The organism is Mesorhizobium sp. M0816 (genome assembly GCF_040320005.1).
GTDB lineage: Bacteria > Pseudomonadota > Alphaproteobacteria > Rhizobiales > Rhizobiaceae > Mesorhizobium.
Genome location: NZ_JAMYOT010000003.1, coordinates 326,386 through 347,732, shown reverse-complemented (window position 1 = coordinate 347,732; position 21,347 = coordinate 326,386). Strand labels below are relative to the sequence as shown.

Annotated in this window: 25 protein-coding genes; 8 read left to right on the top strand and 17 right to left on the bottom strand. The window is 62.5% G+C overall.

The features are described from left to right. Positions 1-54: 54 nt before the first annotated feature. The 3 genes from NKI17_RS06115 to NKI17_RS06105 all read left to right on the top strand — a co-directional run bounded on the left by NKI17_RS06115 (position 55) and on the right by NKI17_RS06105 (position 2,931). Positions 55-1,665 (top strand): phosphoenolpyruvate carboxykinase, encoded by a 1,611-nt coding sequence (locus tag NKI17_RS06115; RefSeq protein WP_352568486.1) that lies wholly within the window; start codon positions 55-57, stop codon positions 1,663-1,665. Between the two features lie 79 nt (positions 1,666-1,744). Beyond that, positions 1,745-2,182, top strand: coding sequence for an alternative ribosome rescue aminoacyl-tRNA hydrolase ArfB (gene arfB, locus NKI17_RS06110; RefSeq protein WP_023677545.1), 438 nt, complete (start codon positions 1,745-1,747; stop codon positions 2,180-2,182). A gap of 131 nt (positions 2,183-2,313) precedes the next feature. Then, the gene (locus NKI17_RS06105; RefSeq protein WP_352905518.1) at positions 2,314-2,931 is read left to right on the top strand and encodes an alpha-ketoglutarate-dependent dioxygenase AlkB family protein; all 618 of its coding nucleotides are present in this window, start codon (positions 2,314-2,316) and stop codon (positions 2,929-2,931) included. On the opposite strand, the gene NKI17_RS06100 is transcribed toward NKI17_RS06105, so the two are convergent. The 14 genes from NKI17_RS06100 to hisB all read right to left on the bottom strand — a co-directional run bounded on the left by NKI17_RS06100 (position 2,894) and on the right by hisB (position 14,162). Then, entirely contained in the window at positions 2,894-4,507 is a 1,614-nt protein-coding gene (locus NKI17_RS06100; RefSeq protein ID WP_352576332.1) for a hypothetical protein, read from the bottom strand. The two genes, NKI17_RS06105 and NKI17_RS06100, sit on opposite strands and share 38 nt — an antisense overlap. Positions 4,508-4,598: 91 nt before the next feature. Continuing rightward, positions 4,599-6,173 (bottom strand): hypothetical protein, encoded by a 1,575-nt coding sequence (locus NKI17_RS06095; RefSeq protein WP_352576333.1) that lies wholly within the window; start codon positions 6,171-6,173, stop codon positions 4,599-4,601. Then, positions 6,163-6,558, bottom strand: a complete 396-nt coding sequence (locus NKI17_RS06090; protein WP_023677541.1) for a GtrA family protein — start codon at positions 6,556-6,558, stop codon at positions 6,163-6,165. Before NKI17_RS06090 ends, NKI17_RS06095 begins: the two co-directional genes overlap by 11 nt. 7 nt (positions 6,559-6,565) lie before the next feature. Further along, positions 6,566-7,336 (bottom strand): class I SAM-dependent methyltransferase, encoded by a 771-nt coding sequence (locus NKI17_RS06085; RefSeq protein WP_352576335.1) that lies wholly within the window; start codon positions 7,334-7,336, stop codon positions 6,566-6,568. After that, positions 7,336-8,343, bottom strand: a complete 1,008-nt coding sequence (locus NKI17_RS06080) for a glycosyltransferase family 2 protein (RefSeq protein WP_352454814.1) — start codon at positions 8,341-8,343, stop codon at positions 7,336-7,338. The genes NKI17_RS06085 and NKI17_RS06080 overlap by 1 nt, the downstream gene beginning before the upstream one ends. A 77-nt stretch (positions 8,344-8,420) precedes the next feature. Then, the gene (gene coaA / locus NKI17_RS06075; RefSeq protein ID WP_023677538.1) at positions 8,421-9,380 is read right to left on the bottom strand and encodes a type I pantothenate kinase; all 960 of its coding nucleotides are present in this window, start codon (positions 9,378-9,380) and stop codon (positions 8,421-8,423) included. Positions 9,381-9,398: 18 nt separating this feature from the next. Next, on the bottom strand, positions 9,399-9,725 hold the full coding sequence (locus NKI17_RS06070; protein WP_352576337.1) for a phosphoribosyl-ATP diphosphatase: 327 nt from the start codon (positions 9,723-9,725) through the stop codon (positions 9,399-9,401). Positions 9,726-9,761: 36 nt separating this feature from the next. Continuing rightward, positions 9,762-10,556, bottom strand: coding sequence for an imidazole glycerol phosphate synthase subunit HisF (gene hisF / locus NKI17_RS06065; protein WP_023677537.1), 795 nt, complete (start codon positions 10,554-10,556; stop codon positions 9,762-9,764). Next, entirely contained in the window at positions 10,553-11,389 is an 837-nt protein-coding gene (locus NKI17_RS06060) for an arginase family protein (RefSeq protein ID WP_352905517.1), read from the bottom strand. The genes hisF and NKI17_RS06060 overlap by 4 nt, the downstream gene beginning before the upstream one ends. 3 nt (positions 11,390-11,392) lie before the next feature. Further along, the gene (gene hisA / locus NKI17_RS06055) at positions 11,393-12,136 is read right to left on the bottom strand and encodes a 1-(5-phosphoribosyl)-5-[(5-phosphoribosylamino)methylideneamino]imidazole-4-carboxamide isomerase (RefSeq protein WP_352454816.1); all 744 of its coding nucleotides are present in this window, start codon (positions 12,134-12,136) and stop codon (positions 11,393-11,395) included. Positions 12,137-12,138: 2 nt separating this feature from the next. Beyond that, positions 12,139-12,429, bottom strand: a complete 291-nt coding sequence (locus NKI17_RS06050) for a DUF1330 domain-containing protein (RefSeq protein ID WP_023677534.1) — start codon at positions 12,427-12,429, stop codon at positions 12,139-12,141. Positions 12,430-12,432: 3 nt separating this feature from the next. After that, the gene (hisH, locus tag NKI17_RS06045; RefSeq protein WP_352576343.1) at positions 12,433-13,083 is read right to left on the bottom strand and encodes an imidazole glycerol phosphate synthase subunit HisH; all 651 of its coding nucleotides are present in this window, start codon (positions 13,081-13,083) and stop codon (positions 12,433-12,435) included. Between the two features lies 1 nt (position 13,084). Beyond that, positions 13,085-13,558 (bottom strand): DUF2628 domain-containing protein, encoded by a 474-nt coding sequence (locus tag NKI17_RS06040; RefSeq protein WP_352576345.1) that lies wholly within the window; start codon positions 13,556-13,558, stop codon positions 13,085-13,087. A 4-nt stretch (positions 13,559-13,562) separates the two neighbouring features. Continuing rightward, positions 13,563-14,162 (bottom strand): imidazoleglycerol-phosphate dehydratase HisB, encoded by a 600-nt coding sequence (gene hisB, locus NKI17_RS06035; RefSeq protein WP_352576346.1) that lies wholly within the window; start codon positions 14,160-14,162, stop codon positions 13,563-13,565. 226 nt (positions 14,163-14,388) lie between these two features. Between hisB and hslV the strand changes: the two genes are divergently transcribed. From hslV to NKI17_RS06010, 5 genes are all read left to right on the top strand, one after another. Next, the gene (gene hslV, locus NKI17_RS06030) at positions 14,389-14,940 is read left to right on the top strand and encodes an ATP-dependent protease subunit HslV (protein ID WP_023677530.1); all 552 of its coding nucleotides are present in this window, start codon (positions 14,389-14,391) and stop codon (positions 14,938-14,940) included. Then, a complete protein-coding gene (locus tag NKI17_RS06025; RefSeq protein ID WP_352576348.1) occupies positions 14,930-15,439 on the top strand; it encodes a GNAT family N-acetyltransferase in 510 nt (169 codons plus the stop codon). Before hslV ends, NKI17_RS06025 begins: the two co-directional genes overlap by 11 nt. 38 nt (positions 15,440-15,477) lie before the next feature. Then, positions 15,478-16,074: a DUF2585 domain-containing protein gene (locus tag NKI17_RS06020; protein ID WP_023677528.1), complete on the top strand. Its 597-nt coding sequence runs from the start codon at positions 15,478-15,480 to the stop codon at positions 16,072-16,074. 4 nt (positions 16,075-16,078) lie between these two features. Then, the gene (gene hslU / locus NKI17_RS06015; RefSeq protein WP_352454824.1) at positions 16,079-17,392 is read left to right on the top strand and encodes an ATP-dependent protease ATPase subunit HslU; all 1,314 of its coding nucleotides are present in this window, start codon (positions 16,079-16,081) and stop codon (positions 17,390-17,392) included. A 182-nt stretch (positions 17,393-17,574) separates the two neighbouring features. Further along, the gene (locus tag NKI17_RS06010) at positions 17,575-18,534 is read left to right on the top strand and encodes a DUF1402 family protein (protein ID WP_352568496.1); all 960 of its coding nucleotides are present in this window, start codon (positions 17,575-17,577) and stop codon (positions 18,532-18,534) included. Between the two features lie 34 nt (positions 18,535-18,568). Here NKI17_RS06010 and NKI17_RS06005 read toward each other — a convergent pair whose 3' ends face one another. From NKI17_RS06005 to NKI17_RS05995, 3 genes are read right to left on the bottom strand one after another with little or no spacing between them, the layout of a single operon-like run. Continuing rightward, the gene (locus NKI17_RS06005) at positions 18,569-19,798 is read right to left on the bottom strand and encodes an NAD(P)/FAD-dependent oxidoreductase (RefSeq protein WP_023677525.1); all 1,230 of its coding nucleotides are present in this window, start codon (positions 19,796-19,798) and stop codon (positions 18,569-18,571) included. Between the two features lie 2 nt (positions 19,799-19,800). Continuing rightward, the gene (locus NKI17_RS06000) at positions 19,801-20,115 is read right to left on the bottom strand and encodes a MocE family 2Fe-2S type ferredoxin (protein ID WP_023677524.1); all 315 of its coding nucleotides are present in this window, start codon (positions 20,113-20,115) and stop codon (positions 19,801-19,803) included. Between the two features lie 41 nt (positions 20,116-20,156). Continuing rightward, positions 20,157-21,305: a fatty acid desaturase family protein gene (locus NKI17_RS05995; protein WP_502894432.1), complete on the bottom strand. Its 1,149-nt coding sequence runs from the start codon at positions 21,303-21,305 to the stop codon at positions 20,157-20,159. Positions 21,306-21,347 lie beyond the last annotated feature (42 nt).

Below are 21,347 nucleotides of genomic sequence, written 5' to 3'. Positions count from 1 at the left end.
TGGGAGTTCCGGAATTCGCCGGTAAAGACGCGGTAAATCGAAGAAGGGACACCCATGTCGGAAGCCGGCAAACGCAATCCTGCATGTGCAATCGATCGGATCGGCCTAAGAACCACGGGCGTGGTGCGCTATAATTTCGGCGCGGCCGCGCTCTACGAGGAGGCAATCCGCCGTGGCGAGGCCCGACTCACCGCGCATGGCGCGCTTGCCGCCGAGACCGGGCAGCACACCGGCCGCTCGCCCAGGGACAAATTCGTGGTGCGCGACGAAAGCACCGCGCCGCATGTATGGTGGGACAACAACAAAGCGATTTCGCCGATCCAGTTCGATACGCTGCTTGGCGATTTTCGCGCCCACGCGGCTGGAAAGGACCTTTATGTGCAGGACCTGGTCGGCGGCGCCGACGAGGAGCTGAAGCTGCCGACCAGGGTGATCACGGAGCTTGCCTGGCACTCCTTGTTCATCCGCAATCTGCTCATCCGACCGGCCGCCGCCGAACTCGAGCATTTCATGCCCGATTTGACGATCATCGACCTGCCGTCGTTCCGCGCCGATCCCGCCCGCCACGGCACGCGCGGCGAAACGGTGATTGCCGTCGATCTTTCGCACATGATCGTGTTGATCGGCGGTACCTCGTATGCCGGCGAGATGAAGAAGTCGGTGTTCACCGTGCTCAACTATCTGCTGCCGGCAAAAGGTGTGATGCCGATGCACTGCTCGGCCAATGAAGGGCCCGTCGGCGACGCGGCCGTTTTCTTCGGCCTTTCCGGGACCGGCAAGACGACGTTGTCGGCCGACCCGTCGCGCACGCTGGTCGGCGACGACGAGCATGGCTGGGGACCGCACGGCATCTTCAATTTCGAGGGCGGCTGCTATGCCAAGACGATCAAGCTTTCGGCCGAAGCCGAGCCGGAGATCTTCGCCACCACCCAGCGCTTCGGCACGGTGCTGGAGAATGTGGCGCTCGACGCAGGCCGCGTGCCGGATTTCGACGACGGCGGGCTGACCGAAAACACACGCTGCGCCTACCCGCTCCACTTCATCCCCAACGCCAGCAAGACGGGGCGCGCCAGCCACCCGAAGAACATCATCATGCTGACCGCCGACGCATTCGGTGTGATGCCGCCGATCGCGCGGCTGACCCCGGCGCAGGCCATGTACCATTTCCTCTCCGGCTATACCGCCAAGGTGGCGGGGACCGAGAAGGGCGTTACGGAACCCGAAGCGACATTTTCGACATGCTTCGGCGCACCGTTCATGCCGCGGCATCCGTCGGAATACGGCAATCTGTTGCGCGAGCTCATCGCCCGCCAAGGCGTCGATTGCTGGCTGGTCAACACCGGCTGGACCGGCGGCGCCTACGGCACCGGCAAGCGAATGCCGATCAAAGCAACGCGGGCGCTGCTTGCGGCGGCGCTCGACGGCTCGCTGAAAGCGGCCGACTTCCGCACCGACGCCAATTTCGGTTTCGACGTACCGGTGACGGTTGCCGGCGTCGACCGCGCCATTCTCGACCCTAGATCGACCTGGATCGACAAGCCCGCCTACGACCGGCAGGCGGCAAGGCTGGTCGGCATGTTCGTCGACAATTTCGAAAAGTTCGAAGCCCATGTCGACGCCACCGTGCTCGGCGCCGCACCACGCATGCAGGTAGCGGCTGAATAGCCGTCGCCCCGGGTGATGCTTCAAGGCCCGGCTTCGATCGGGCCTTTTCTTTTTTCGCCTGCCGCGCCATGAGTGCGGCATGAACGCCGACGACAAGATCATCATTACCGACGATGCGGTGATTAATCCGGGCGACCTGCACGAGGACTTCATTCGTTCGTCCGGCCCGGGCGGCCAGAACGTCAACAAGGTGGCGACGGCAGTGCAATTGCGCTTCGATGCCGCCAATGCGGCTGGCCTGTCGGAGCGGGTGCGCGAACGGACCATCAAGCTTGCCGGCCAGCGCGCCACCAAGGACGGCGTCATCGTCATCGAAGCTGGACGCTTCCGCACCCAGGAGCAGAACCGGGCGGACGCCCGGGCGCGGCTGACGGCACTGGTCGCCAAGGCCGCCGAACCACCACCACCGCCGCGCAAGAAGACCAGGCCGTCCAAAGGCGCGGTCGAAAGACGACTCAAGAGCAAGGCCGGGCGCGGCTCGATCAAGAAACTGCGCGGCCGGGTCGGGGATGAGTGACAGCCGAAGCGGCTTCGGATCTCAGATCGCCGGTTAAAGCGCGCAGCCACCGTCGGAGGCGGCTTTCGGGTCGCCGTTTTCATTTGACGGTGGCATTCTGATTTCTCCAGACCAACGGATTAAGCGACGCGATGCTCGTACTGCCCAAAGGCGTCCGCCATATGCCCGGCTACCTGTCGCGCGCCATGCAGGAAGTGCTGGTGGAAGATATCAGGCAGGTCGTGCAGAAGGCGCCGCTGTTCGTGCCGGCGATGCCGCGTACCGGCAAGGAGATGAGCGTGCGCATGACCAATTGCGGTCCGCTGGGCTGGGTCACCGACAAGGAGCACGGCTATCGCTACCAGCCGACCCACCCGGTGACCGGAAGGCTTTGGCCGCCGATCCCGGAGATGCTGCTCGAACTGTGGCGGGATGTATCTGCCTATGCGCACCCGCCGGAAGCCTGCCTGGTCAATTTCTATTCGCAGGATGCCAAGATGGGTCTTCACCAGGACCGCGACGAGAGCGATTTCTCCGCGCCTGTCGTCTCGGTGTCGCTCGGCGACGATTGCCTGTTCCGGGTCGGCCAGACGACGCGCGACGGCGCCACCAAATCGTTCAGGCTGAGGAGCGGCGACGTCGTCGTGCTTGGCGGCGAAGGGCGGCTCTGCTTTCACGGCGTCGACCGTATCTACCCGTCGACCTCGGCATTGCTCAGGAGTGGCGGCCGCATCAATCTGACGCTGCGACGGGTGACGATGCCGAAATAGGCTGTTCGGGTGGCCGGTGGCCCGGGCGGACATAATCGTCGCGCAAATAGATGCGCTCGGTCTCGTCCTCGATAAGAATGCGGTAGTGCGCCAGGATGGCGTCAAAGCCAAAACGCCCCATCAGTTGGCTTGTCCACATTGTGTTGTTTTTCTTGAAGACGACGATATCCGGGCGCAGACGCGCGAACTCTTCGCGTTTGCTTTCGACGTAGCGCGCCATGATGGCCTGGTAACGCGTGGCTTCGGCGGTGTCACCCGAGAGGGCTGCGTGCCGGGACAGGGAAAGTGCGAACGCTCCAAGCCAATCGCTGACGTGGGTCGAAACGAACTGCCCATCGATCATACGGTTCAACGGATGTCCCGAGGAAATATCCGAACTGACCAACGCTACGGTCGGCCGATCGGTGGCGGCGCGAATTGCGGCAACCAGCGCCGGCCCTGGTTTCTGGGTGCTCCAGTACGGCAAGAAAGCGATTGCCACCGCCGCCAATGCCCAAGCTCGCGAAGGAGCCGTCACGAACGTCAACAGCTTCGACGGCTGCTGCACGATCCTGGGCAGTGCCAGCAGGCAGAAAATGGCTGCCACAGCGCAAAAGATCGCGGGATAGGCATGATAAGACCAGCCTTTGGCTTGGTAGAACAGGGGAAACATGCCAGCGATCGATGCCGCCAACGCTACCGCCGCCAGCTCTGGAAACCGCCTGGCAGGCCACAGCCACCAGATCAGGAAGACAAGGAAACACCACGAGAAACCGTAGCCGATCACAATCGGCCAAAAGATGCCGATCTTTGCATAAACGTCCGCCAAGAGGGGATAGATGTCGCGCATGAATTCCGGATGGATCAGCGTGACCGTGCTGAGATAGACAACGCAGATGCCGCCAATGACCCAGTGTTCCAGGGCGAAGATCGATTTCAGACTGCGCCGGCGCACTGCAACGACCAGTGCCGGCGCCAACACCATGATCGCATAGTAGGGCTTGACCAGCAGCAGAATGCTGCCCGACAGGCCGGCGAGTACGGCGAGCCCGGGGTCTGGTTGGGCAGCTGCATCTCTGCGCGCGCGCCAGGCATGAAGCGCAAGCAGCGGCATGAAAAGTGCCATGCCGATATGCTCCCGCTCGCTGAAGGCATTTCCGGGGAAGACCACCAACATTGCGCAAAACGCTGGCCCCAGTGCAAACAATGATGCAGTTTCGGTGAAACCCGCACGCTTGACGATCACGCCCGAGAGCGAAAGTCCGATAAGCACGGCAAGGTATGTCCAGGCCTCAACCAGGATTTCCGGGGCGGTGCCCAGCAATCTGGCCGCAGCCACTGGCGGCAGATAGAGCCAGACGCTGAATGGGGGATTGGTCTCATAGATTTGCGAGTAAAGCCGCTCACCGGACAGCATACGCTCGCAGACCGTGATCAGCCAGCTAGTGTCGGGAACAGTCCCCCAACGTCGCTGCCAGAAGATCGAGAAGACGGTGACTGCGGCAATGGCCAGGACATTGCGGCTAGGAAGCAGCGACGCCGCAATATCCCGGTCGCGCCAGCGGCTCAAGCCGCCAATGTCGTTCGAGACGCTCATGCTGTTGCACCGAGGCTCTCGAGATCGAGCCATATGTCGTCCAGCGGAGCGATTGGATCCAGCCGTGTCATGGGTTTCCGGGGGCTCCTGCTCAATCGGTTTGGAGCGGCGCAGGCGCCGTGTAACGCAGATAGACAGTGATTTCCGGCTCGGCGTGCAGCAGACGATAGTCGGCCAAGGCAACCTGGATCCGCTTGTCCTGCAGCATCAGGGCAGTCCACGCGGGCGAGCCTGACAGCACGATATCGGGCTTCTTCGCTGATATCTCGGCGGCGTTTTCGCCGATCACCCGATCGCGGATGCTTTCAAGTTCCGGTCTCCGTTCGAGATCGCCGGTGACGCGGGCGAGCGTGTCCGCGTTGGAGACCGCCCAGGCGCTCGGATGGCGTGATATGAACCTGCCGCCGACCAGCCTGGCGAGGGGATGGGCAACCTGCATCTGGTCGGCAATAGACATGATGGTCGGGGTTTCGACCGTTGCGCGGATCGCGGCGACAGACCGGGCGATCGGGCCGTTATCCGTCGTCAGCGCCGCGTACTGTGCCCTGACCGCTATTTGCAGCACCAGCACGCAGCCGAAGATCAGGGCGGCCTTGCGAACGAAGCCTGCACTGCCGAATGTGCCGAACCGCACAAGCTGGATGCCAAATGCAAGTGTCGCAACAACGACCATCGGCAGCGCGTGATTGGGCCAACCCTTGCCCATGACGATGAAGGCCGGAATGAACCCCAGGGCGGTCAGGAGCGGAATCCTGACGTCCCAGTTCGTCTTTCTCAGGCCGCCGGCCGCAAGCACGGTGGCGGCGGCCAGAAGCAGCACCACTTTCGGCCAGTTTGCCAGCATATCGGCGGCAGAGGCCCTCAACGGAAGATAGACCTCCCTGACCAAGGGCAGGACGTCGCTGACGTAAGCGCGGTCGAAGAGCGCGATGGACGCGATATAGGCGGCCACGATCGCAGCGCCCACCAGGTTCTCTGCGACGAAGAGCGGTTTCAGCGACCGCCTTTCAAGCGCAAGACAGAGCGACGGCAACATGAAGGCCAGCACAAAATAGGGCGGCTTGACCATGACCACGACCGCCGCGCCGAAGCCCGCGACCATGTGCTCCAGGCGCGAGCCCGCGCTGAAATCCAGGTTCCGCTGACGTGTGCATTGCAACGCCACCCAAGGCAGAATGGCAATCAATGCGAAGTGCTCGCGTTGGCCGAATTGATCCGGCATGAAACACAGGATCAAAAACAGGGCCGCCGCTGCCGCCCACAGCGCATGGGGCTGCCGGTAGACCGGTTCATCGCGCGCGAGAATGCGGACGGAAACGAAAAGACTGGCCAGGCTCAGGCAAACGACGCCAAGCGTCAGCCAGAATTCCGCACGCATGCCAGTGAGCTTTTCCAGGAGCATGAACGGCATGTAGAGCCAGATCGAGAAAGGGGGGTTGGTCTCCACGATGTCGGTGTTGAGCCGCTCTCCGCCAAGCAGGCGGTCGCAGACGACCAGAAGCCACGACACGTCAACATTGGTCGGAATTGCAACGGTCGATAGCCAGACGGCGTATGTGACGACCAGACTGGCCAGCAGCAACGGAGCACCCGCTACGCCCACAAAGGGCGAGAAGCGGTTGGCGCCGGGCAGCAGTTCACTGAGGGATCGCGCGCTAGAGACCACGAAACACCCACCGCCCGAGGACGACATAGTTGATGACCGGCACGGCAATGCAGGTGAGCAGGATCGGGATTGCGGCAGGGACGCCGAGCATCTGGGTCAAAAGCCCCGGCAGGGCGATCGCGACGGCGAGGCCGGAAGCGGTGAGCAGGAGGAAGCGGGGCAATTCCATAGCGTGGCTGCCGCCCGAGGTGAACGTGAAATATTTATGCCCGGTGTAGGAGAACAGCGCGGCGACGGCGTAGGCCGCAAACGATGTGAGCGCCGCCGGCAGGGCCGCCGTTGCCTGTCCACGCGACAGCAGAAAAGCGCAAACTGCGTAGATCAGCGTCGACGCGATGCCAATCAGCGCAAAGCGCGATAGTCGACGATACGAGCCGGTGCCCATGACGCGGTCAAGCTGCCAATTTCTCGTCGAGGCGAGCGGTTTCGACGGCGCTGTCCTTGCGGAATACCGCCAGCAGCGAAACCCCGAAGGGCAAGCTTGCATTTGGTATGATGCGGCCTTCCGCCGAAAACACTGCCTTCATCGCCGCATTCAGTGGTTTTGGCGGCGTGGCATGGCCGGCTGGCAAGGCCGACTTGCGCAACCTGTCCACCAGTCTTGCCAGCGCCGCTACCGGGAAGAGCGCGGCATTTGTGTAGCTCAGCCGGTCGATCGCGAAACCAGCCCTTTCGATTCGTTCACGCAGCAGATTGCGTGAATAGCGCCGCATATGATGCAGCCCCACATCATGCGTGCTCCACAACCATTGGTGTGCGGGCACAGTGAGGACCACGCTGCCGCCCGGTTTCAGCACTTGGCGGATCGCGGCAAGCGACGCCTCGTCTTCGGCGACATGCTCCAGCACGTCGAACAGGCAGACGAGGTCGCAGCTTTGCGGCGCGACAGGAATGTTGTCCGGCAGATGTCCGGCGAGGAAGTCGCGGCCGGTCTTTTCCCAGGCAATCCTGCGCGCGAGATCGCTCATCTCGACTGCCGTCACTGCGCCGAACTGCTCCAGCATCCGGATGTTGCCGCCGGTGCCGGCGCCGATCTCGACGATGCGCGCGTTTTCAGGCAGGCCGATGCTGCGAATGACCGCCTCGGCGATGGCGCGACGCCCGCAGAACCACCAATGCTCGTCTTCGGTGGCGGCCATCTGTCGGTAGGCGTCGATCTCCATCAGCTCATTCCCTCATATTTGCGGCGCACGATGTAGATCGGACGCTGCTTGATCTCGGCGTAGACCCTGCCGAGGTATTGTCCGATGATGCCGATGCCGAGTAACTGGATGCCGCCAAGGAAAAGAACACTGACCAGCAGGGAGGCGTAGCCGGGCACATCAACGCCAAAGATCATTGTCTTGGCGACGATCAGCAGGCCGTAGAGGAACGACAGCGCGGAAATCGTCGCGCCGACATAGGTCCAGATTTCAAGCGGAGCGGTGGAGAAGCTGGTGATGCCTTCGAGCGCGAAGTTCCACAGCTTCCAGCCGGAGAATTTCGACTGGCCGGCGATGCGCTGATCGCGGACATATTCGACGCTTGCGGTGCGGAACCCGACCCAGGCGAACAGGCCCTTCATGAAACGACGGCGTTCGGGCAAAGACCGCAGCGCCTGGATGACCTGGCGGTCGATCAAACGGAAGTCGCCGACATCGTGCGGGATCTTCTGCTGCGCGATCCAGTTGTGAACGCGGTAGAACATCGAGGCGGAGCGCTGCTTGAGAAAGCTGTCGCTCGACCGATTGGCTCGCTTGGCCAGAACAACCTCAAAACCCTCGCGCCACTTTTCCACAAGCAGCGGAATGACATGCGGCGGATCCTGCATATCGACATCCATCGGAATCGCTGCATCGGCATCGCAGCTGTCGAGCCCCGCGGTCATCGCGGCTTCCTTGCCGAAATTGCGTGAAAGGTCGATTACGTGGATGCGTGGATCGGTTTGTTGGGCTTCGATCAGCTTTTCGAGCGTCGTATCGCTGCTGCCGTCGTTGACGAAGATGAACTCGAGGGCAACGCCTTTGTCCTTCAGCGGCGCGGTGCTTTCGCATACCGCCTTCAGGAATGGAGCAATTGCGCCTTCCTCATTGTGGACAGGCACGATCAGGGCAATCGTTGCGCCGCCGCTGCCCGGACGTGCGATGCGGTCAGCTGCCGGCCGATCGATGTTTAGGAATGGCGCATTCATTTGTTTGCCGAGCCCGCAGATCAGGCCCGACAATAGAAAGACTGGGTTAAGATGACTTTAAGGAATGTCCCGGGATTTCACAGTTTCCTGAGCGCCACTTCCTCGACCAGATGGTTGGCGCCCTTGCGCAGGATGAGATCGGCACGGGCGCGGGTCGGCAATATATTCTCGCGCAGATTCTTCAGGTTGATGTTGGTCCACAGGCCCTCGGCGATGGCGCGGGCCGCATCCTCGGAAAGTTGCGAATAGCGGTGGAAGAAGGAGGCCGGGTCGCGGAAGGCGGTTTCGCGCAGCCGCATGAAGCGGGCGATATACCAGTGATGGATCAGCGCCTCCTCGGCATCGATATAGATGGCGAAGTCGAAGAAATCCGACAGGAAAGGCACGATCTTGCCGTCCTTGGGCAGCTTGCCCGGCTGCAGGACATTAATGCCTTCGAAGATCAGGATGTCGGGCCGGTCGATGGTCTGGAACTCGCCCGGAATGACGTCATAGGTCAGGTGCGAATAGACCGGCGCGCGGACGTTGCGCTGCGCCGATTTGATGCCAGACAGGAAGCGCAGCAGCGCGCCGACGTCGTAGCTGTCCGGAAAGCCCTTGCGCTCCATCAAATTGTTGCGGCGCAGGATTTCGTTCGGCAGCAGGAAACCGTCGGTGGTGACCAGGTCGACCTTGGGACTCGACGGCCAGCGCGCCAGCAGCTCCTTTAGCACGCGCGCCGTGGTCGATTTGCCGACCGCCACGGAACCTGCAATGCCGATGATGAACGGTGTCTTGGCCGCGTCCAGCGCGTTGAAGAAGGCCTGGCGTTGCCTGAACAGGAGTTGACTGGCTTCGACATGAGCCGACAACAGCCGTGACATCGAAAGATAGATGCGCTCGACCTCGTGGAGATCGACCGGATCGTTCAGCGACCGCAGACGACGGACCTCGTCCTCGGTGAGCGTCATCGGCGTATCGGCGCGGAACCGCGACCATTGCTCGGCCGAGAAGAAACGATAGGGTGAATACTTCTCGGTAGGAGCGAGCTGGTCCATCGAGTTCCTCCGCAGCGATCAGCCCCGGTCCAGCCGAGACGCCTTTTCGGCGATGCCCGAACGACCGGTGCGGCGTTCAAGCTCGTTGAGCACATCGCTCAGCGGAATGTCCGCTATGCCGAGAACGACAAGCCAATGATAAATGAGATCGGCGCTTTCCGAAACAAGCGCGGCCCTATCGGCGCTGACGGCTGCGATCACCGTTTCGACTGCCTCTTCGCCGAGTTTCTGCGCTGCCTTGCTCATGCCACGCTGAAAGAGCTTGGCCGTCCACGAATCCGGATCGCCGGAACGTGCGCGTTCGCCAATAATCTTCTCCAGATCGGAGAGCGAGAACTCGGTCATGACGGCGTTTACAGCCTCTTCTTAGCCGGAAAGGCTCTAGGACCGATTACCCGGCGAGTCCAGCCGCATCGGCAGTCCGGCCTGAGCCATGTGCAGCTTGGCTTCGGCGATGCTGTAGGTGCCGAAATGGAAGATCGACGCCGCCAGCACCGCGCCGGCATGGCCGTCGCGAATGCCTTCGACAAGGTGGTCGAGCGTGCCGACGCCACCGGAAGCGATGACCGGCACGCGTACGGCATCGGCGACCGCGCGGGTAAGGGCTATGTCGTAGCCGGCCTTGGTGCCGTCGCGGTCCATCGATGTTAGCAGGATCTCGCCGGCGCCGAGATCGACCACTCGCCGAGCGAACTCGACGGCGTCGATGCCGGTCTTCTCGCGGCCGCCATGGGTGAATATCTCCCAGCGATCAGCCTCGCTCGCAGCGGACACTTTCTTGGCATCGATGGCGACGACGATGCACTGGTTGCCGAATTTGTCGGCAGCCTCGGCGACAAAATTTGGGGTCTTCACCGCCGCCGTGTTGATCGACACCTTGTCGGCGCCGGCCAGTAGCAGCTTCCTGATGTCGGCGACCTGACGGACGCCACCGCCAACGGTCAGCGGCATGAAACATTGTTCGGCGGTGCGGGCGATGACATCGAAAATGGTCTCGCGGTTTTCCGACGAGGCGGTGATGTCGAGAAAGCAGAGCTCGTCGGCGCCGGCCGCGTCATAGGCTTTTGCCGCTTCGACGGGATCGCCGGCATCGACCAGGTCGACGAAATTGACGCCCTTGACGACACGGCCGTTCTTGACGTCGAGACAGGGGATGACGCGGGCTTTCAGCATCAGATCCTCTCGATCGCCGCACGAAAGTCGACAAGCAGCTGGCCGACGACGGGCGGAACTTCGGACTGGGAATCAAAGGCCGGGTCGTAGGCCGAGAGCGTCACGCCGACGATTGGGATTGACCTGGCCAGTCCGCAGGCAAGCTGCCGTAGCTGTTCCGGACTCGGGCCGCCCGGGTGCGCGTAGCGGTTCACCTGCAACACATCCGGATCGAGGACATCCAGGTCGAGATGCAGATGCGCCCGCACAGTCCCTGTCGCCGTGAGCTTTCCGATCATATCGAGTGCACCGGCACATTCGGTGCGCACGATCGGCAAAGTTTCCAGCAGTCGCTTTTCGTCGGGATCGAGGTCGCGGGCATCAACCAGCATGCAGCGCGCAGGGTCTATCGGCCGGAACCCCGGAATTGCTGCCGCCATCGGATGCCAGCAGAGCCCGAGCGTCGCCGCCAGCGCCATGCCGTCGAGAAAGCCGTAGGAGGACGTCTCCGGCGTGTTGAGATCGCCATGCTGGTCGATCCAGATGATCGAATCCGCAACTTCACCGGCGACCGCACCGGCGGCGGTCAGGCAATTTCCAGCAAGGATAATGGGGAAGCGTCCTCCATCGCGGGCGAGGTTAACCTTGGTCGCGACGGCGTTGCAGACGGCGAAGCCGGTTGCAATTTCGCGCCCCTGCTCGTCTCCGACCTTGCCGATATCTTCGACGGCGACGTCATGGCCAGCCACGGTCAGGGCTTCGACCAGCCCACCGCCGATGATGGCGTCCGGCCCCTGGCCGCACCCTTCGTGATAGTGCCCGCTGTCGTAGGGAGCAACGATAATCGAGACCTTCACGTTTCACACCCCTGCCATCGGTTTGCCACGCAGGATCGCCAATGCCTCGGCCGGGTCGATGCGGCCGTCGTAGAGGGCGCGTCCGGAGATCGCGCCTTCGAGCTTGCGGGCATCGGGCATGGTCATGCGCACGATGTCGGCGATCGAGGCGAGCCCGCCCGAGGCGATAACCGGGATCGACACCGCGTCGGCGAGATCGATGGTGGCGTCCCAGTTGATGCCGGTCAGCACACCGTCGCGGTCGATATCGGTGTAGATGATGGCGGCGACGCCGGCACCCTCGAATTTCCTCGCCAGTTCAATGACGCCGAGGCTCGAGGCTTCAGCCCAGCCTTCGACCGCGACCTTGCCGCCCTTGGCGTCGATGCCGACGGCGATCTTGCCCGGGAATGCCTTGCAGGCCTGCCTGACCAGATCCGGATCGCGCACCGCCACGGTGCCAAGAATGACGCGGGCCAGCCCACGGTCGAGCCAGTCCTCGATCTGCGCCAGGGTGCGGATGCCGCCGCCGAGCTGCACCGGATTGCTCGTCGCCTTCAGGATGGCGCCGACCGCGGCGCTGTTGACGCTCTGGCCCTTGAAGGCGCCGTTGAGGTCGACGACGTGCAACCATTCGAAGCCCTGCTCTTCGAAGGCGCGCGCCTGAGCGGCGGGATCGTCATTGTAGATGGTGGCGGTCGCCATGTCGCCATGCCTGAGGCGCACGCATTTGCCGTCCTTGAGGTCTATCGCCGGAAACAGAAACACCTTCAGGCGCCTTCGACGATGACAAAGTGGCCGGTCGAGCCGGCGAGCCTGTACTTCAAGGCCTCCTGGTATTCAGGCGAGCCGTAGCATTCCAGCGCCTTTTCATAGGATTCGAATTCCACCAGCACGTGGCGATTGCCTGCCGGTCCTTCCGGGCTGGTGTACCGCCCGGCGCGCACCGGGAACTTCGCGCCGTATTTCGCGAAAGCCGCGGCATTGGCCTCGATGTACTGCTTGTAGATCTCGGGATCGTGGACATCGACCATTGCCATCCAATAGCCCTTCTTGCTCATGGTTCAGGGCCTCCAGCCTAGGAAATTGGTGATCAGCGCCAGGCCCAGCGCCTGGCTCTTCTCGGGGTGGAATTGCGTTCCGGCTAGGTTGTCGCGGGCGACAGCGGCCGTTACCGGGCCGCCATAGTCGGCAACCGCCAGCACCTCATCCTCCTTCCGTGCATCGAGATGGTAGGAGTGGACGAAATAGGCGTGCAGTCCCTTGCCACCCGTCGCAATGCCGGAAAACAGCGGATGCTTGCGCTTCAGATCAATCGTGTTCCAGCCGATCTGCGGGATCTTCAGTGTCGGATCGGCCGGCGTGATCTCCTTGACGTCGCCGGCGACCCAGCCAAAGCCCTTTGTGACGATCTTTTCCAGGCCTCGCTCCGACATCAGCTGCATGCCGACGCAGATGCCGAGGAACGGCCGAGCCTTGGCGATCGCCACCTCCTCGACCGCTTCCCACATGCCGGCGACCGCACGCAGTCCAGCGGCGCAATCGGCATAGGCACCGACGCCGGGCAGGACGATGCGGTCGGCGGTCCTGACCCGCTCGGCATCGGCGGTGAGTTCGATCGCGGCGGCAATGCCGGCTTCATGCGCGGCACGCTCGAAGGCCTTGGTGGCCGAGCGCAGATTGCCCGACCCATAATCGATGATCGCCACCCTCATCTCAGGGCTTTCCCGGAATATGGTTCAGCCCCAGCGCCAGGCCCATCTGCGCCGACCGGGCATGTGCTGCGTCTGGGACGATGCGTTGCACCGTCGGTTGTTCATCCGACTGAGCATCGGCTTCCAATGCATAGCGGACGTCTGCGTCGTCGAGCCTGTCGGCCTCGACCACGCCCCATTCATGCCAGCCGCGACGGCGCAGGCCTGCGATCCGCAAGCCCTGCCCTTCCAGTCCGACAAAGAGCATGACAAGCAGGGATAAAAGCGAGCCGGCTGTTTCCAGGTCCAGCCTTTCGCCCAGCATCGAGAGCAGGCCCATGGCGACAAACGCCAATGCCGCCTCGACCCACAGCCGGTGCCAGGCCAGCCACAGCGGCGGCACCAAGAAGCCGAGCCAGGCAAAGCCGTCACGGATAAAGGTAGTGTCCACGCTTTCGCTGCGGCCTGGCGGCTCCATCACGACATAGATGGCCATGACGCTATCCTTTCAGGGATCCCTTGGTGGAGGGAACCGCGTCCGGCTGGCGCGGGTCGCGCTCAAGCGCCGAACGCAGCGCACGCGCCACGGCCTTGAAGCAGGTCTCGGCGACGTGGTGGTTGTTGGCGCCGTAATGATTGGTGACATGCAGCGTGATGCCGGCATTCTGCGCCAGCGCGTGGAAGAATTCGCGCACCAGCTCGGTGTCGAACGTACCGATCTTCGGCGACGAGAATGAAACATTCCAGACCAGAAAAGGCCGCCCGGAGACATCGATTGCCGCCCGCGTCAGTGTCTCGTCCATGGCGAGATCGATCGAGGCGTAGCGCATGATGCCGCGCCGCTCGCCCAATGCCTTGGCCAGCGCCTGGCCGAGCGCAATGCCCGTATCCTCGACCGTGTGGTGGTCGTCTATGTGCAGGTCGCCCTTGGCCCTCACGGTCATGTCGATCAGCGAATGGCGCGACAACTGGTCCAGCATATGGTCGAAGAAGCCGACGCCCGTCGAAATGTCGGATTTGCCCGAGCCGTCGACCTGAACCGACACGGCGATGTCGGTTTCCCTGGTCTTGCGGCTTATCTCGGCGGAACGGGGCGCCATGACCTCATCCTTGTCTCAGATTTTGCACGATTCAGGCGTTCACATGCCTGAAAACGAAAGCCTTCTAGCAGCATGGTCCGGCGATTGCCAGTTACCGCTGCGGAGCCCGATCCGACCCGGTGGATGGCCGGTTTGCAATCGTCCGGCCTATGCATACATATGGCCGATCAAGTCACTCGTAACGCGCCGATCGCCTCGATGGGATCGGTGCTTATCGGAGCAGAAAATGTCGAATGAACTGACCATGCATGCCACGACCATCCTGACCGTGCGCAAGGGCGGCAAGGTGGTGATCGCCGGCGACGGCCAGGTCAGCCTCGGCCAGACCATCATGAAAGGCAACGCCAAGAAGGTGCGCCGCATCGGCAAGGGCGGCAACGTCATCGCCGGTTTCGCCGGCGCCACCGCCGATGCCTTCACTCTGCTCGAGCGGCTTGAAGCCAAGCTCGAACAATATCCCGACCAGCTGACACGCGCCTGCGTCGAGCTTGCCAAGGACTGGCGCACCGACCGCTATTTGCGGCGGCTGGAAGCGATGATGCTGGTGGCCGACAAGTCGGTGTCGCTGGCGCTGACCGGCACCGGCGACGTGCTGGAGCCCGAATTTGGCGTCATGGCCATCGGCTCGGGCGGCAATTACGCGCTGGCAGCGGCACGCGCGCTGGTGGACAGCGACAAGGGCGCAGAGGAGATCGCCCGCAAGGCGATGCAGATCGCGTCAGACATTTGCGTCTACACCAACAACAACTTCGTCGTCGAAACCCTCGATGCCGCCTGAGCGGAGCCTCCGCTATGGTTTTCGGCCGGTGACCCAGAGGGACCTGCCGATGATCGCCGGCTGGCTTGCCGAGCCGCATGTCGCCGAATGGTGGAACGACCCAGAGACCGAGATTGCGGAGATCCGCGAGCATATCGACAGCATTTCGGTCGAGCCGCTGATTATCGAGCTCGACGGAAAGCCCATCGGCTATTTGCAGAGCTACGATCCGCATCTGGAGGACGGCCATCCCTATAGCGACCAGCCGTTCGGCACGCTCGGCATCGATCTGTCGATCGGCGTGCCGGAGCTTGTCGGGGTCGGCCACGGCTCGGCGATCGTCCGGCAGTTCGTCGAGCAGCTTTTCGAGGAAGGTACGCCGCGCGTCATCATCGACCCGGACCCCGCCAATGCACGGGCTATCCGTGCCTATGAAAAGGCCGGTTTCACGGCTATCGATCGCAGGAAGTCGGAATATGGCGATGCCGTGCTGATGGCGATTGATGCCCCAGAGGGGTGATGCCGGACAGGGTGACGCAGAAGAGGGGCAATAGCAGCATGAGCGTATCCAGCGACAAAACCGTCTCGGCCTACTACGACAGTTGGCGAATGGGGCTTCTGCTGGTTCTCGGCCTGGTCATCTTCCAGGCCGGGGTCCTTTACGGCATGGGGCGGACGCCGATCTGTACCTGCGGCTATGTCAAGCTGTGGCACGGCATCGTGCAAAGCTCGGAGAATTCCCAGCATATTTCCGACTGGTACAGCTTCTCGCACATCATTCACGGTTTCCTGTTCTATGCGCTGGCGTGGTTCCTTTTCCCGCGCTCGCCGATCGGGCTCAGGCTGGCCTTTGCGGTGGTTATAGAGGGCGGCTGGGAGCTGCTCGAGAACAGCCCTTTCATCATCGATCGCTATCGCGCTGGCACGATCTCGCTCGACTATTATGGCGACAGCATCATCAATTCGGTGTCGGACACACTGGCCATGGTGCTGGGGTTTGTCATGGCGCGAAGGCTTCCTATATGGGTGGTCGTAACCCTCGCCCTCATCTTCGAATTCGGTGTCGGCTATCTCATCCGGGACAATCTGACACTCAACGTGATCATGCTGCTGCATCCGTTCGAGTCCATTCGGCAGTGGCAAAGTGGAATTTAGTGACATGAGCACCTTCTCTCCTCGCGAAATCGTTTCGGAACTCGACCGCTTCATCATCGGCCAGAAAGACGCCAAGCGTGCCGTGGCGATTGCCTTGCGCAACCGCTGGCGCCGCCAGCAGCTCGAGGGCCAGATGCGCGAAGAGGTGATGCCGAAGAATATCCTGATGATCGGCCCGACCGGCGTCGGCAAGACCGAGATTTCGCGCCGCCTGGCACGCCTTGCCGGTGCGCCTTTCGTCAAGGTCGAAGCCACCAAGTTCACCGAGGTCGGTTATGTCGGCCGCGATGTCGAGCAGATCATCCGCGACCTGGTCGAGATCGCCATCGGGCTGGTTCGCGAGAAGATGCGCGAGGACGTCAAGGCGCGTGCCCACATCAACGCCGAGGAACGGGTGCTCGAAGCGCTCGTCGGCAAGACGGCGAGCCCGGCCACCCGTGACAGTTTCCGCAAGAAGCTGCGCGACGGCGAGCTCGACGACAAGGAGATTGAGATCGAAGTGGCCGATACCGGCAATGGCGGCATGCCCGGCTTCGAGATCCCCGGCATGCCGGGCGCCAATATCGGCGTGCTCAACATCAACGATATGCTGTCGAAAGCGATGGGCGGCAAGAAGACCAAGTTGCGCAAGACGACCGTCAAGGAGTCCTACGGGCTGTTGATCAGCGACGAGTCCGACAAGCTGCTCGATCAGGACGAAGTGGTGCGCAGGGCACTCGAATCGACCGAGAATGACGGCATTGTCTTCCTTGACGAGATCGACAAGATCGCCTCGCGCGAAGGCGGCATCGGTGCCGGTGTTTCGCGTGAAGGTGTGCAGCGCGACCTGCTGCCGCTGGTCGAAGGCACCACGGTTGCGACCAAATACGGACCGGTGAAGACCGACCACATCCTGTTCATCGCCTCGGGTGCGTTCCACGTCGCTAAGCCCTCCGATCTGCTGCCGGAATTGCAGGGCCGCCTGCCGATCCGCGTCGAGCTGCGGGCGCTGGAGAAGGGCGATTTCGTCCGCATCCTCACCGAGACCGAAGCCAGCCTGATCAAGCAGTATATCGCGCTGATGAAGACCGAAGGCGTCGATCTGGTCTTCACCGACGACGCCATCGATTCGTTGGCCGGCATCGCCGTGGACCTCAACGCCAGCGTCGAGAATATTGGCGCCAGGCGGCTGCAGACGGTGATGGAACGGGTGCTGGACGATATCTCCTATGACGCGCCGGACCGCAACGGCACCTCGGTGACCATCGATGCCGCCTATGTCGAGAAGCATGTCGGCGACCTCTCCAGAAACACGGACTTGTCGCGTTTCATCCTGTAGGAGACGCTTCATTCTCGAAGAGGGTCGGGGAATTGCTCCCGGCCTCCCCAATTTGGCCCAGCATTCCCGATGTGTGGCCAAATGGAAGCATCCGGCAAGCTTTCGTCCCGTCGGGTGCAGGCGTCTCTCGACTCCCGGTGGAGCATTACCTAGTTTGCCGGCGACTATTTGGGCGGCGGCGCATGAAAAAACTGATCCTCGTCATTTTGGGGCTGACGCTGGCGGCAGCCATGTTCGCCGCGCAAGCGGCAACGATGGTGCCGCCGGGCAACCGCAACACCGAGCAGCCCGACATACCGGGCGCTTCGAGCCGGCGCACCCAGGCGACCAACACCACCTTCCAGGCGAAATACCGCAAAGTCTTTGCGCTGCTCCAGAACGATGCCGAGCTGCGCGGTAAGATCAAGCAGGCAGCCGCGGCCTATGACATCGACCCAATGCATATCGTTGGAGCCATCGTCGGCGAGCATACCTATAATGTCGATGCCTATGACCGGCTGCAGACCTATTACGTCAAGGCGATCTCGTATCTGTCGAGTAAGCTCTCCTTTGCCTATGATGGCGAGGACATCACCGATTTCGTGCAACGGCCGCAATTTGCGAAATGCGCAGGGAAGTCCGACAGCTACGATCTGTGGGAGTGCCGCGAACAGGTGTGGAACCGGTCGTTCCGCGGCAAAACCGTCAACGGCGAGAGCTTTCCCAACGACCGCTTCGGCGCCACTTTCTTCCAGCCTTATTATGCCGGCCAGACTTTTGGCCTTGGCCAGCTCAATCCGCTGACGGCACTGCAGATGAGCGATCTCGTGCACAAGGTTTCCGGCCTGCCGGAACTCGACGTCGGTGACCCCAATGCGGTCTACAAGACGATCATGGACCCTGACCTGACACTGCCTTATGTCGCGGCGACGATAAGGAAGTCGATCGACGCCTATAGAAGCATTGCCGGCTTCGACATCTCAGGCAATCCCGGCATCACGTCGACGCTCTACAATGTCGGCAACCCCGAACAGCGCGCCTATGCGCTCAAGGCCGAGAACGACAAGCGCCGCGCTGCGGGCGAGCCGGAAAAACTGCCCGAGGAAAATTACTATGGCTGGCTGGTCAACGACAAGCTGCCGGAGCTGAAGGCGCTGTTCTAGCCGAACGCGCTCGGCCAATTATCCACGCGGCGGATCAAGCCGCCAGCAGCGACTTTAACTTGATGGTCTGCGAGCCTAGCGCTTCCGGCGCCGGCCTTGCCTGCTTCGCAATCAGCATCTCGGCCAGCCTTATGTCGCGGGCGACCGCGTTGCCGGGGCCGATGCCGCTTGCCGCAACCAGCCTGCCGTCCTCGGCGAGGTGGAACAGGATGAAGGCGCCGTCGCCGAGGTCGCGGCGCACGATGCTGCGGCCTTCGTCCGACAGGCCGGCGATCTGCAAGGTCAGGCCGTACTGATCCGACCAGAACCACGGCACCGCCGCATGGGACTCGCCGGCGCCAAGCATATTCCTGGCGGCAAGCGCGCCCTGCTCCTGTGCATTGCGCCAGGCTTCCAGCCGCACGCGCCGGCCGCCATAGACGGCGAGCGGAAACGAACAGCAATCGCCGGCGGCAAAGATATCCCGGTCGCTGGTGCGAAGCTCGGCGTCGACGGCGATACCATTGTCGACGGTCAGCCCCGCCTCCGCGGCAAGTCCGGTCACCGGCACGGCGCCGATGCCGATCACGGCAAGATCGGCGACAATGTCGTGTCCACCGGCGAGCGCGATGCGCACTTCGGCGCCATCATCGGCAATGGCGGCGATGCCCTCGCCGCACAGGATTTTCACGCCTTCGGCTTCATGCGCCTGATGGATGACCTCAGCGATCTCGGCCGGCACGCCGCGCATCAAGATGCGCGGCTGCGCCTCGATAACTGTGACCGCCGCACCCAGTCTGCGTGCCGCCGCGGCAAGCTCAAGCCCGATGAAGCCGCCGCCAATGATGGCGATGCGATTTCCGGCGCTGAGATGGGCGCGAATGGCCAGCGCGTCGTTGAAGGTCCGGAGGTAGACGCAGCGCCCGCCAAGGCCCGGCATCGGCAGCTTGCGCGGCACCGAACCGGTCGCCAGCAGGAGCTTGTCGTAGGCCAGGACGGAACCGTCCGAGAGGCGCACGACATGCGCCTCTCGGACGATCGCCACCGCCTGGACCGAATGGATATGCCTGATCGATCTTTCGGCCAGGACCGCCTCACTGGCGATCGCCTTGAGCAGGGGCGCGTCGGCGACCATCGCGTCTTTCGACAGCGGCGGCCGCTCATAGGGAAGATGCGGCTCGTCGCCGACCAGCGTCACCGGGCCATCATAGCCGAGCTCGCGCAGCGCAAGGGCGGCGCGCCCGCCGCATTCGCCGGCGCCAATGATGACCATTCCCTTCGTCATCATCAACCAATCCGGACAAGGACTTTGCCGGCGTCGACTTTGACCGGATAAGTTCTTAGATCGACGCAGACCGGCGCGCCCCTGGCAGCCCCTGTCTTGTAGTTGAAGCGGCCATTGTGCTTCGGGCACTCGATGATGTCGTCCATGACCAGCCCGTCGGCCAGATGCACCTTCTCATGCGTGCAAAGCCCGTCGGTGGCGAAATACTCGTCGTCGGGGCTGCGATAGATGGCAAAGGTGCGGCCGCCATGGTCGAAGCGCATCACGTCCTCTTCGTCGATGTCCTCGGCGTCACAGGCCTCGACCCAGTCGCTCATCTACGGCTCCCCCAATACTTGGCACCCTCGGCATGGGCTTGTCATTCGGCAGCCACCGCAGCGGTAGCGTTGTCGTTGTGGAAGTCCTCGCGATAGGGCCTCGCCGTCGGCGGCAGTTCGCGCTTGATGAAATAATCCTCATTGCGCAGCTGGCGCAGGAAAGCCGGTATCATCTCGCGGTAGCCGGCCAGGATGGACGATGTCGGCGTCGGCAGATCGTGCTTGATCAGTTCGTGCAGCCTGGGCAGCGCGTGATAGGGCACCATGGGAAACATGTGATGCTCGACATGGTAGTTCATGTTCCAGTAGATGAAGCGGCTTATCGGGTTCATGTAGACGGTGCGGCTGTTGAGCCGGTGATCGGTGACGTTTTCAGCCAGGCCGCCATGCTGCAGCAGGCCGACCATGACATGGTGCCAGGCACCGTAAAGCCTGGGCAGACCGACCAGCATCAGCGGCAGGAACGAGCCGGTATAGAGCGCCAGCGCAATGGTCGCGGCATAGATTGTCGTCCAGATGCGGGCAATGCGAATTGCCTTCGGCTGCTCCTGGTCGGGAATGAACGTTCTTTCGGCCGGACTGACGATACCGGCTGCATTGCGCAGCATGTCGCTCATCGCATGCCAGGCGTCGAGAATGCCGACGAAGTTGAGCACCACGCGCAGCAGATCGGGCGGACGCATCACCGAGATCTCCGGATCGCGGCCGACGATGATGGTATCGGTATGATGGCGCGTGTGGCTCCAGCGCCAGGTCACCGGGTTGCGCATGATCATGAAGCAGGCGACCTGATAGACCACGTCGTTCATCCACTGCGTCCTGAAAGCGGTGCCGTGGCCGCATTCGTGCCAGCGTGAATCGGTGGAGGAACCGTAGAGGACGCCGTAGACGAAGAAGAACGGCACGCACCACCAGCTGCCCCAGAACCAGGCGGCGCCGGCGCCGCTGAGGATCATGGCGCCGAGCCAGACGATGGTATCGCGGATCGCCGGGCCGTCGGAGCGCTGCATCAGCTCCTTCATCTGCTTGCGCGGCACGTCGGTGTGATACCACTCGGCCGCCGCCAGCCCGCTCTCGACGGCAAGCTTCGCGTCGCGGCCGATCAGGCTATAGTCGCGTCGGGACGCCGCTGCGGAGCTCGTATTCCCGGTTCGGAGTCCAATATCCACCATAGCGGAGGCCTCGATCATATTCGGTCAGCGTTCAAAATAACGCCGAGCCCTGATAGGCTC